This is a genomic window from Halomonas sp. 3D7M, assembly GCF_014897885.1.
Lineage (GTDB): Bacteria > Pseudomonadota > Gammaproteobacteria > Pseudomonadales > Halomonadaceae > Vreelandella.
The window spans coordinates 14,568-25,602 of record NZ_JABUZF010000205.1 but is presented as its reverse complement, the minus strand read 5'-3'; the positions used below and the strand labels follow the sequence as shown (position 1 = coordinate 25,602).

The window sequence follows — 11,035 nt, the reverse complement described above, 5'->3', positions numbered from 1 at the left end:
GTTAAGCGGGTGCAGCAAACCAATATATGGCTCGATTTTTATCCTGTGGCAGGGAACCCTGAGCTCGCACAAACGTTAGGCCAACGGGTGCGCTCAACTCTCTCAAGCGCGCCTTTGTTCATGAATGAAATGGCGGCGTTGTTAGATGAGTTGCCGGTGGCGCTTGACCGGTTTGGTCGCATTGCTTCACATCCTGGGCTAGCGGCTCCCTATGACCAAGCAATCGATCTTAAGCGACAAGGATTGATGCCTCTAATAAGCGCTGCCCGATTACTCTGTGTGCGCTACCAGCGACGTGAGATAGGCACACGTGAACGACTAACGGCACTTGCCCATTTCACACGTACGTTGACGAAGGAGCAATCGAACTTACTGCTAGCCGCTTTTAGCCGTATGCAGCACTTGCTTTTAGAGCAGCAACGCCACAATAAGTCTCACGGACAAACAGCCGACGGCTGGGTGGACCTGCGACGTCTTCGTGATGATGAGCGGCTACTGCTGAAATTTGATTTACAGCAAATCAAAGCGTTTGTTAACCAAGTAAAGCGCTTATAACGGCTATTCCCCCGTAAGCTGCGAAGAGTTACCTAGAGTTGACTCCTTAGGGGCTGCTGGCAGCTCTAGGGTTAAGCATGCGCCACCCAGCATTTTAGCGTCTTCCACCCATAGCCTTCCGCCCAGGTGAGCAATAATGCCTCGGCTGATAGGTAAGCCAAGGCCGCTACCTTTGGGGCGTCCGCGTGGTGTCTCGCCGCTTTGCTGTATTTGATGAAATTTCTCAAATACGCGCTCACGTTCGTCAGCGCTGATACCTGGGCCGTTATCTTCAACGCTTAAACGAAAATGATTACGGTGCCGATAAAGTGCCAGCCGCACTTGAGGCTGCTGGCGGTCAGCAAATTTACTGGCGTTATCGAGCAGGTTAATAATGACTTGCTCCAAGCGGTCTTGATCACCGACCACCATGGCGGGGTCAGCCGCTAAACTGATATCGAGGGTAATACCTCGATCTTCATGTAAGCGTGCAACCGCATCGATGCTCTGCCTCGCTAGGGCTGCTAGGTCGAGGGGAACAGGATGCAGCGTCAGGCGACCACTCTCTAAGCGCGCAAGGTCAAGAATTTCCTCGATTAAACGCGAAAGACGCTGACTCTCATGGACAATAACGCCCAGAAAATGTTGGCGTTTTTCATCGGGTAATTGATCACTATCGCGTAATATTTCGGCAAACGCGCGTATCGAGGTTAGCGGGGTTCGAAGCTCATGACTTACCATAGCGACAAACTCGTCCTTCAGGCGGTCAAGCTCGCGCAGCTGTTCATTGGCACTACGTAGCTCGTCACTTACAGCGACTAATTCTTGTGATTTTTGCTCTAGCCGACGGTTGTACTCCAGGGTTTGTGACGTGGTGTCTAAAATACTCAAAATCGACTCAAGATCCAGTGCTTCTCCACGCACCACTGAATTGATCAGTACGCGCGCTGATGCACTGCCAAGTGAACCTGCCAGCGCCTGCTCTGAACGGGTAATTAGATCGGCTGTTGCCGGTTCGTCTGAGCGGTAGTCGCTTTTATTAATGCTTTGGTTAAACACCCGATGGGTGACTTGGTTGCCAAGGTAGCGAATAAGTAATTCTTTTAAGGCGCCTTGAGTCGTCTGTCCTCTCCATAAAGAGGTCGTTTGCAAGTTAGGGTGTAAGGCGCCAGTGAAAAGGGCGGCTTGGGTTTGCTCAAGTGGCGTAGGGCGGCTAAAAAGTGACACGCCAATCAGTAAGCCAACATTTGCCAGCATACTCCACAGCAGTGCGTGGGAATAAATATCCCAATCTTCCAGGCCAAATAAGCGGTAAGGCATCAGCCATGAAATGCCCCATGGCCCCTGAGTTAGAAACGTTGCATCTAACCAACCGGATTGGGCAAAACCTGGTAGCAGTAACGTATAGCACCAGACTAAAAAGCCTGCGATTAAGCCAGCGGTGGCTCCTTGGCGAGTCGCGCCACGCCAGTAGAGGCCAATTAACAGGGCTGGGGCAAATTGTGCCACCCCAGCAAAGGAGACAAGCCCGATAGTGACAAGGCTGTAGGAGTCACCAATCAGCGCGTGGTATAGATAGCCAAGCAGCAGTATCAAAACGATGGCAATGCGGCGAATGCCCAACAACCAACCTGCCAACTCGCCGGACGTGCTCAGGTGAAGGCGTTGAGTTCTTAGCAGTAAGGGCATAATGAGCTGGTTACTCACCATGGTAGAAAGTGCAATCGTTTCAACAATCACCATGCCAGTAGCTGCTGAAAGACCGCCTATAAATACCAGCAAGGGTAATCCTTCAAGCCCTGCAGAAAGGGGCAGTGTCAGCACAAAACTATCGGAATCGCCCGCGCCAGTTCCTAACAGAAGGCCAGCAAAGGCGATAGGAATAACAAACAGGTTGATGAGCAACATATAAAGCGGAAATAACCAGCTCGCCCTGGCTAAATGCTGTTCATCGACGTTTTCGACAACCAACACTTGGAACTGACGAGGTAGGGTTAAAAAGGCCAGAAAGGCCAGTATTAGCATTCCGACCCAGCCAGTGGCACCGCCTGGTACGCTTTCCAACCCCATTTTTTCCGCTATTTCTGGCATCGTGGCGACGCTGGCGAATAGCGCGCCGGGGCCTTCATACAACACAAATACCACAAAAATACCGACGGCCATAAACGCAATTAGCTTCACCAGTGATTCCAAGGCAATAGCAGCAACCATGCCCTCATGTCGTTCACTGGCATCGAGATGGCGGGTGCCGAAAAGTATAATAAATACCGCAAGCACTAAGGCGACCCAAAGCGATTTGTCCAGCCAGAAACGCTCATCAACCAGGGTGGCATCCGCGGTATTGGGATAGTTCACCAGTACTGCATGGCTAACGGTGATCGCTTTTAACTGCAGCGCAATGTAGGGCGTTATACAAATGAGGGCCATTAATGCAACGAGTGCGCCTAAGCTGGTGCTTTTGCCATAACGAGCACTAATGAAATCAGCAATAGAAGTGATGCGCTGGCGGGATGCGATACGCACCATTTTGCGAATGACGACAGGGGCGAGAAGCATCGCCAGGGTTGGGCCAAGATAGATAAGCAGGAAACTGGGGCCGTGGTCTGCTGCGCGTCCCACGCTGCCATAGAACGTCCATGCGGTGCAGTAAACGGCAATCGACAGCGCATATACCGTGGGCGAGCCAATTAATGATCGACCCTGCTCGGCACGACGGTCCCCCCACGCGGCGACGACAAACAGTAGTGCCAAATAGCCAAATGCCGTTCCTAGAATCACTGCATCTGTACGCATGATCAGCGTCCTGAACGTTGTTCCATTAACCAGGCGGTGAGGCCAATTACCGCGCCCCAAGCAATAAACAGATAAAGCGGTAACCAGCTCATGCTCAAAGAGGTGAGCCGGTCAACCATGATAATCAGCGGGGGGCTGAAGAGCAGTATTGCTAGGGCGAATAAGGCTATTAAACGCTCGATTTGCCGTGAGCCTGGATGTTTCATGAGGCGCTGGCATCCTGGCGATCAAACGCGTTGGCCTGCAGCGCCAACAGCTGCTCTAACGTATCCACGCCACGTGCTTCAAGCCGGGGTAACAACGCTAGCCATAATTCAGCGGTTACACGGGCGTCACCAAGCGCCGTGTGGCGAGTGCCTGGTGGGAACGTCAGGTCGTAGCGTTGTGCCAACGTATCTAAATCATGCCCATCTAACGCTTCGTCTAATGCTCTTGAGATTAATAAGGTATCGATGACAGGCAAATCAAAGACAACCCCTTTGTTAGTAATGGCGAGCATATCAAACGCGGCATTATGCGCTAATAAAACCGCTTCACCGACGTAATCTCGGAAGCGCGTTAGGACAATATCAAGGGGCGGTGCACCGGCCACATCAGCATCTGTCAATCCGTGTATTGCTGTACTGGTAGGGGGGATTGGACGTTTCGGGTCGACTTTTTGATCAAAGACCTCGCTGGCCAATAGCCGCGCATTGACCACCCGACAAGCCCCCAGGCTAATCACCGTATCCCCTCGGCGTAGCTCAAGGCCGGTGGTTTCAGTATCAAACGCAACCACTTCTAGGCTACGTAATGTGCGGTTCGCCAACTCCTCATCGGGTGGCGGCAGGTCAGCGATGCCGAAATCATGGAACTCTGGTCGCGGAGGTGCGGTTTCTCGAGGCGCCCCAACGCGCTCCATGGCTGGTAGCGGCAGGCGCAGGCGCGCATGAATAGCATCATCGTCAGCAAGGCTCCAAATATCGCTCGCATGCTGGCGCAGTACGTCAGACACCAGCGGATTAAGCGGTAGCGATGGCAGGGGCTGGCGACGCCATTTCGCTAGCTCATGCTCTGGCAAGGGGCTGCCTTGCCAAATTAAGTCCAAATAAACCCGCTTGTTGCCAAGGCATATCTCACCTTCAAAATGGCTAACCGGCAGGTGAGAGTTAAGATGCTTGACTAAGGAATCAAACAGAACAATCAGTGCCGGTGCGTCGCCTTTAAACCAGGCAGGCATGCCGACGGGGGTGATGAGTCGATGCGCTGGGTCTAAGCGTTCATCCAGGGCTTGCCAGAAGTCATTCGACCACATGGGAGTCAAGCGCTCACCTTGATGTTGCAAATCATCCAATAACTGGCCGATTTGACCAACATTATTACCTAGGGTGGCGCCTTCCTCTTGGATTACCTGCTCGAACCGCTGACGTAACGCTGGGTTCTCGGTGCCGTTATGGCGCAGTTGTATCAGTGCATCCGCTGCACTGGTCAGGCTTGCCGTGTGCTGGCGTAGGAGAGGGAGCTTGGTGGCGAGTTCTGCTCTAACACCCATTTCATTTGACCAGGAAGCGGTTGCATCGCTAAACGTTAGTAGTGTTTCTCCATCACTGCCAGGAACTCGACGTAGCACGACCTTTAACCAGCGGTTATCACAGGGGGCAAGCAGTTCGCGGGGCGAACCATCCGCAGGAAGTTGGCTAAGCGCTTGTTGTAGGCTGGCAACGGGGAGTAGCGCTTCTAAGCGTTTTCCCAAGCCCAACGCCGTATTATCGACAAAGAAATCTTCTGCGGCCTGGTTGAATAGCATCAAACGGCGGTGGTGGTCACATAGCAATAAAGGGGTTTCGAGTACTTGCAGCAGCGTTTCTAATTCGCGACGTATTTTTGCGGCGCTACGTGCGCCGTCGGCATGCGCCGTAGCTAATTGATTGCGGTCAATGCGCCAACTCTCGCGCACTCTGCGTAGGTCAGGGCCAAGCCCTTTCAGCCAGCCTTCTGGTGGGTGTTCATCACGAGCATCTGGGTTTGCCACTAATCTGGCCAGTTGAACCTGCAAATGGCGTAGAGGGGTGAAAAGCATGCGTTCTAGTAGCAGGCCAACTAAAAATATCGTCGCACCGCCGGAAAAACTGCCCAACCAGAGCGCTACACGGGTAGGGCCAGTAGGCGAAAGCTGAGCATCCAGCCACGCAGCAAAAATAGCGCCTCCCAGCAAGCTGATACCACTTAGCAGCAGCCATAGGCCAATGAGTCGCTGACGTTTAGGGAGCCCGTCGCGGGTCATTGTGGGTTGCCATTGAGCAGTGATTTAACTTTTTCAATTAGCGACTGGGTCGAAAACGGTTTGGTGATGTAGTCATCAGCCCCTAGCGCTAAGCCTTTCTCACGTTCGATATCTCGCCCATGGGCGGTCAGCATAATGACCGGCAGTTGGGCCGTCGCTTCTGAACGGCGAAGGTGCTCAAGTACATCAAAACCGCTGATTCCGGGCAGGCTGATATCAAGCAGTAGCAGGTCGGGGGCGGAATCGTTGATACGTTCGAGTGCGGCTTCTCCGTCGTAGGCGGTGACAACTTGAAAGCCTGCCTGCTCCATTAAAAATTCCAGAGACAGTACAATATTGGGCTCGTCGTCGACCACGAGTACTTTGGCCATGATGCCCTCCCTAAAGGGGTCGTTGTTAGGTGTTTGATTAGAGTGTATGTAGCGCGGCAGGTTAGGCCAAGACGACCTTGGCCGAATGCTCGTAACGTCTCTCATTAAGCGGCTACTTTTTACGTTGTTTAATGGGCTTTTTATTAAGGTATTTATGCGCGTTTTATTATTGTCTGCTTATGAGGCTGTTAGTCACCGCTATTGGGCACACAGTCTGATGGCCGAAGTAAACGATGTCTCTTGGACGTTGCTTAGCTTGCCGCCACGCCACTTTTCGTGGCGAATCCGCGGTAACCCATTGAGTTGGTGGTTAAAAGAGTACGAGACGCTGAGTGAATCCTATGAGGTTGTGTTAGCCACTTCGATGGTCGATATTGCCACGCTCGTTGGCTTATTCCCTCATTTAGGGCGAGCCAGAAAGATTGTTTACTTTCATGAAAACCAGTTTGCCTACCCAGAGTCTAGCGATCAAATCTCCCAGGTAGAGGCCAAAATGGTCAATTTATACGCGGCGTTGGCGGCGGATACGTTGGTGTTTAATACCGCTTACAACCGCGACTCTTTTTTCGACGGTGCGCGGCGGTTGTTAAAAAAGATGCCTGAAAACCTGCCAGCAGCTAAGCCATTAGAGCGCTTACGCCAACAGTCAAAAGTGTTGCCTGTGCCAATAATGCCGCTAGCGGCTTCTCCCCAGACAAACGCACACCCACAGCGGATTATTTGGAATCATCGCTGGGAGTACGATAAAAATCCCGAAGACTTTTTTACAGTGCTGTTCAAGCTGAGTGAGCAGCAGGTTCCTTTTGAACTAGCGGTGCTTGGACAGCGCTTTCGGGAGGTACCTGCCATTTTTGATGAGGCAGAAGAACGTTTGGCGGCGCATACGATTTGCTGGGGGCCACAGCCAGAAGCGGAGTACCGAGCGTTGCTAGCAGGCGGTGGTATTGTGGTCTCGACCACGTGGCACGAGTTCCAAGGATTAGCCATTATGGAAGCTGCCCAGCGCGGCGCAGTTCCTCTAGTACCCGACAGGCTGTGTTTCCCCGAATTATACCCTAACGACTATCGCTTTGATGGCACGCAAGAGGGGCTTTACCAACGACTGCACGCTTGGTTAACCGACCCCGCTAGCCAACCAACACTGTTGAATACCCAGCAGTGGCAGTGGCCTGAATGGCGTCGGGCTTACCGTGCGCTTTTGATGGAGCACTGATCACTGCATTGTTGGTCGAGCCCCTGCCTTACTCACGTTAACAACCAGTGGGCTTAAGCAAGTTCGGTTTTGTCTTGATAGTCGCACAGGTCTTCAATAATGCAGCTGCCGCAGCGTGGTTTGCGGGCAATGCAGGTATAGCGCCCATGAAGAATCAGCCAGTGGTGGGCGTCCTGTTTAAATGCCTTAGGAACATGGCGTAGTAGCTTTTGCTCAACCTCAACGACATCTTTGCCTTTGGCGATGCCCGTGCGGTTAGAAACTCGAAAAATGTGTGTGTCTACGGCGATGGTAGGCTGGCCAAACGCGGTGTTTAAAATCACATTGGCGGTTTTTCTGCCTACCCCCGGTAAGGCTTCCAGCGCTTTGCGTGTTTCAGGGACCTCGCCACCATGTTGGTTGATCAGCAAGTGACAGGTTTTCATCAGGTTTTCGGCTTTAGTGTTAAACAGCCCAATGGTTTTAATGTAACTTTTTAGCCCATCGATACCCAGGTCAATGATCCCTTGGGGCGTATTGGCCACAGGGAAAAGCTTATCAGTGGCCTTGTTAACACCAACGTCCGTGGCTTGAGCAGATAGCAGCACCGCGGCTAGCAGTTCAAAGGGCGTGCTCCAGTTTAGCTCAGTCGTGGGGTGGGGATTCTCCGCCTGTAGGCGAGCAAAAATTTCATGACGCTTTTGGGCATTCATCGGGTGCTCTCTTGGTTATTTGATAGTGCCAGTAACGCGTACGCGACGTTCGGTTCGGGAGACGGCTTGAACAGGTTGCGCGCGAGCGCTACGGCGTTGATCAATTACATTCTTTAGCGCAATCAACAGCCCCGCAACGAAAAAAGCCCCGGGTGGCAGTACGAAAAACAAAAATTGATAATCATCGACGAAGGTGAGTTGCCAGTTGCTGGCAATAGGCCCAAATAGTAGTTCCATATCGCTAAACAGCGTGCCTTGCCCAAGCAACTCGCGTAGTGCCCCGAGCAGAATCAATACGCCACCGAACCCCAGCCCCATCATAAAGCCATCAATGGCAGCCGGAATAACTGGCTGGCGGGAAGCGAACGCATCTGCACGCCCTAAAATGGCGCAGTTAGTAACAATCAGCGGAATAAAAATTCCCAATACTTGGTAAAGCGAATAGGCAAATGCAGCCATTAAAAGCTCTGCACAGGTAACAAAGGCGGCAATCACCATGACAAAGGCGGGCAGTCTTACTGCGCTGGGAACCTGGTGGCGAATCAGTGAAATAGTCGTGCTAGCACCCACCATGACAAGCAGGGTAGCGAATGCCAATCCCAGTGCATTGACAACGCTACCACTAACAGCCAGTAAGGGGCATAGCCCCAATAACTGAACGAGAGCAGGGTTATTCGACCATAGGCCGTTTCGGGCTAGTTCGCGCCACTGACTCATTGGCTGGACTCTTCGAAGGTAATAGGGAGTTCTGTTTCGGTGGCGTTTTCGGCGACATGTTCGGTGGCATGTTCGGCGACATAGCTCAGTGCACTATGGACGGCGTTGACGACTGCGCGTGGCGTAATGGTGGCGCCAGTAAAAGCGTCAAAGTGGCCGCCATCTTTACGCACGGCCCATCCACCCGGTGGCAGGCTGTTTAAACTCAAGCCATTAAACTCGGTTATCCAGTCACTTCGCTGGCGCTCAATATCATCGCCAAGCCCAGGCGTTTCTTGGTGTTGGGTAACGCGCACACCGGTAATGCGTTGTTGCTGGTCAATGCCCACCAGTAGCCGAATTTCGCCATTGTAACCTTGGCGAGTAACGACCGGCAGGATGACGACCCGCTGATGATCGCGCTGGGCGTACCATCCCTGTTGAGGTTCGCGGTGCCCCAGTTGTTCCGGGTTAGGGAGCTCGAATACGCCATCTAAAACCGTTTGAACCGCTATATCTGTTAATGCGGCAGGCAGTACATCCTGCAGTTGGCGGTGTTGATAGGCTAGCTGATGATCAGCGATACGCTCGGCAGTCACCGCCCGGGTTAACGCAACGCTGCCAGCAGTGACCAGTGAGAACACTCCTAAGGCGAAAGCGCCGCGTAGCATGGCTTGGCGGGGCGTCATGGTGAGTCACCGTGCTTTGCATGCTGCTGTGCTTTAGGCTGGCCCGTAGGGCGTGGCACGGTATAGATATCCAATAGCGGTACACATAAGTTCATCAGTAAAACGGCAAATGCTACTGCATCGGGGTAGCCGCCAAATGTGCGAATAATCATGACCAAGGCGCCAATTCCCGCGCCAAAAAACAGTTTTCCTCGGCGGCTGGTTGCCGCTGAAACGGGATCAGTGGCAATGAAAAAGGCCCCAAACATTGTGGCACCCGTGGTGAGGTGAAACAGTGGTGACGCAAAGTGGCTTGGGTCGCTGGCATAAAAAAACGTGGCAAGCACTGCCATGCTTACAAGCATCGAGACAGGGATATGCCAGCTGATAATCCGTTTGGCAATTAATAGCAGTCCACCTGCTAACCAGGCTAGCGCGACGTTGCGCCAAGCGTTCAATGTTCCTTCAGGTAAAGGCTGACTAGCCCAAAACTCGCTGGCCAGTACCGCTTCACCTTTATGTTTAAAGGCATCTAGCGGCGTAGCACCACTTAGCGCATCAAGTGTGGAGGCCGGTAAGGTACCGCTTATCTGGGCCCATAGGTTTTCAGAGATTAGTGGCTGCGGCGGCGACCATAACGTCATGTAAGTGGGAAACGATACGAGTAATAGTGCGTAGCCCACCATGGCGGGATTGAAAGGATTCTGGCCTAGGCCGCCATACAGTTGTTTAGCAACTACGATGGCCGCAATAACGCCTATCCCAATGAGCCACCAGGGGCTAGCAGGTGGTAGCGATGCACCTAACAGTACGCCGGTTAATACTGCACTTGAATCTCTAAGCGCAGGCTGTAACAGGCGCTGGCGAAGTTTTAACACCAGCGCTTCGGCGCCGAGTGCAAACAGGGCGGCTAAAAGCACATTACTAATAACGCCCAGGCCGAAGTAAAACGTCATTACGGCAAGACCCGGTGCGGTGGCGACGATCACCCATCGCATCAGATGGGCGGTGGGTGGCATCGTATTTAATGATTCAGTGGTTCGCTGCGAGGCGTGCATCATGCTCATGGCGATTCCTGTTGTGCCATCGTGGCGCGAGCTTCAGCCAGCCGGGTATCAGCTGCCTTAAGGTTTTCTTGGGCGGTGGCCAGTTGGGTTTCTAAATCATCGTGGCGCTGAGTTGGGTCTTCTGCTGCAGCCCTTGCGAGGGTTTTTTCAGCTTTTCTGACTGCCGCTTTAGCGGCTGTTTGAGCAATGCGCAAGCTGCGTAAATCCACCACTGGCGCTGCACTGTCGGTTGCCTTTGAGCTATCTGACGTCTGACGACTTTGTGCCTGCCTTGCTTGGCGACGAGCTTGCTTCTCGGCATTCTCGCGTGCCAGTCGAGCCTGACGAAATTCAAATCGATGTTTAGCGTGCTCGGCTTTGGCGGACTCAATGCGCTTATCGCGAATACGCTGCTTTGCCGAACGATAGTCTTGTACTAATGGGATATAACTAGGGCAAACATAACTGCAGGCGCCGCACTCAATACAATCAAATAAGTGAAGTTTTTCCAATGTAGCGTCGTTCTCTGCACGGGCATACCAATGCAGCTGTTGCGGAAGAAGCTGAACAGGGCAAACACTTTCACAGGCACCACAGCGAATGCAGGGAGACTCACTGGGGGCTGGAGGAAGTTCTTCACGGGTGGCTGCAATCAAGCAGTTTGTCGTTTTGGTCACCGGGACATCAAGTGTTGAGAGTGGTAAGCCCATCATCGGGCCGCCCACAATGACTTGATGTAGCTGCTGGTTTAATCCTACC

General features: G+C 52.8%; 11 protein-coding genes. 2 read left to right on the top strand and 9 right to left on the bottom strand.

The genetic code is table 11. The features are described 5' to 3' along the window. On the top strand, positions 1–555 hold a 555-nt coding region (locus tag INT22_RS20845), incomplete at its 5' end, for a putative nucleotidyltransferase substrate binding domain-containing protein (protein WP_319022068.1). A gap of 3 nt (positions 556–558) precedes the next feature. On the opposite strand, the gene INT22_RS11430 is transcribed toward INT22_RS20845, so the two are convergent. From INT22_RS11430 to INT22_RS11415, 4 genes are read right to left on the bottom strand one after another with little or no spacing between them, the layout of a single operon-like run. Beyond that, entirely contained in the window at positions 559–3,327 is a 2,769-nt protein-coding gene (locus INT22_RS11430) for an ATP-binding protein (protein WP_193060183.1), read from the bottom strand. 2 nt (positions 3,328–3,329) lie between these two features. After that, positions 3,330–3,533, bottom strand: coding sequence for a hypothetical protein (locus INT22_RS11425; RefSeq protein ID WP_089038462.1), 204 nt, complete (start codon positions 3,531–3,533; stop codon positions 3,330–3,332). After that, the gene (locus INT22_RS11420; protein ID WP_193060184.1) at positions 3,530–5,590 is read right to left on the bottom strand and encodes a 3'-5' exonuclease; all 2,061 of its coding nucleotides are present in this window, start codon (positions 5,588–5,590) and stop codon (positions 3,530–3,532) included. The genes INT22_RS11425 and INT22_RS11420 overlap by 4 nt, the downstream gene beginning before the upstream one ends. Then, the gene (locus INT22_RS11415; RefSeq protein WP_038484719.1) at positions 5,587–5,961 is read right to left on the bottom strand and encodes a response regulator transcription factor; all 375 of its coding nucleotides are present in this window, start codon (positions 5,959–5,961) and stop codon (positions 5,587–5,589) included. Before INT22_RS11415 ends, INT22_RS11420 begins: the two co-directional genes overlap by 4 nt. Before the next feature lie 154 nt (positions 5,962–6,115). On the opposite strand from INT22_RS11415, the gene INT22_RS11410 reads away from it, so the two are divergent. Then, a complete protein-coding gene (locus tag INT22_RS11410; protein ID WP_193060185.1) occupies positions 6,116–7,174 on the top strand; it encodes a tRNA-queuosine alpha-mannosyltransferase domain-containing protein in 1,059 nt (352 codons plus the stop codon). A 53-nt stretch (positions 7,175–7,227) separates the two neighbouring features. On the opposite strand, the gene nth is transcribed toward INT22_RS11410, so the two are convergent. The 5 genes from nth to INT22_RS20840 form a co-directional block, all read right to left on the bottom strand. Then, on the bottom strand, positions 7,228–7,866 hold the full coding sequence (nth, locus tag INT22_RS11405; RefSeq protein WP_172420925.1) for an endonuclease III: 639 nt from the start codon (positions 7,864–7,866) through the stop codon (positions 7,228–7,230). A 15-nt stretch (positions 7,867–7,881) separates the two neighbouring features. Then, positions 7,882–8,583 (bottom strand): electron transport complex subunit E, encoded by a 702-nt coding sequence (locus tag INT22_RS11400; RefSeq protein ID WP_193060186.1) that lies wholly within the window; start codon positions 8,581–8,583, stop codon positions 7,882–7,884. Next, entirely contained in the window at positions 8,580–9,251 is a 672-nt protein-coding gene (gene rsxG, locus INT22_RS11395) for an electron transport complex subunit RsxG (RefSeq protein WP_193060187.1), read from the bottom strand. The genes INT22_RS11400 and rsxG overlap by 4 nt, the downstream gene beginning before the upstream one ends. Then, complete coding sequence (locus tag INT22_RS11390; protein ID WP_193060188.1) at positions 9,248–10,297, bottom strand: RnfABCDGE type electron transport complex subunit D; 1,050 nt, start codon at positions 10,295–10,297, stop codon at positions 9,248–9,250. The genes rsxG and INT22_RS11390 overlap by 4 nt, the downstream gene beginning before the upstream one ends. Continuing rightward, the coding region (locus tag INT22_RS20840) for a 4Fe-4S dicluster domain-containing protein (protein WP_226912645.1) at positions 10,294–11,035 on the bottom strand (742 nt) is incomplete at its 5' end. The genes INT22_RS11390 and INT22_RS20840, both read right to left, overlap by 4 nt.

What these genes read in the sequence shown, in the direction of transcription:
- INT22_RS11430 (WP_193060183.1), bottom strand. Translation starts at nt 3,327, where the DNA reads ATGCGTACAGATGCAGTGATTCTAGGAACGGCATTTGGCTATTTGGCA.
- rsxG (WP_193060187.1), bottom strand. Translation starts at nt 9,251, where the DNA reads ATGACGCCCCGCCAAGCCATGCTACGCGGCGCTTTCGCCTTAGGAGTG.
- nth (WP_172420925.1), bottom strand. Translation starts at nt 7,866, where the DNA reads ATGAATGCCCAAAAGCGTCATGAAATTTTTGCTCGCCTACAGGCGGAG.
- INT22_RS11400 (WP_193060186.1), bottom strand. Translation starts at nt 8,583, where the DNA reads ATGAGTCAGTGGCGCGAACTAGCCCGAAACGGCCTATGGTCGAATAAC.
- INT22_RS11420 (WP_193060184.1), bottom strand. Translation starts at nt 5,590, where the DNA reads ATGACCCGCGACGGGCTCCCTAAACGTCAGCGACTCATTGGCCTATGG.
- INT22_RS11390 (WP_193060188.1), bottom strand. Translation starts at nt 10,297, where the DNA reads ATGAGCATGATGCACGCCTCGCAGCGAACCACTGAATCATTAAATACG.
- INT22_RS11410 (WP_193060185.1), top strand. Translation starts at nt 6,116, where the DNA reads ATGCGCGTTTTATTATTGTCTGCTTATGAGGCTGTTAGTCACCGCTAT.
- INT22_RS11415 (WP_038484719.1), bottom strand. Translation starts at nt 5,961, where the DNA reads ATGGCCAAAGTACTCGTGGTCGACGACGAGCCCAATATTGTACTGTCT.
- INT22_RS11425 (WP_089038462.1), bottom strand. Translation starts at nt 3,533, where the DNA reads ATGAAACATCCAGGCTCACGGCAAATCGAGCGTTTAATAGCCTTATTC.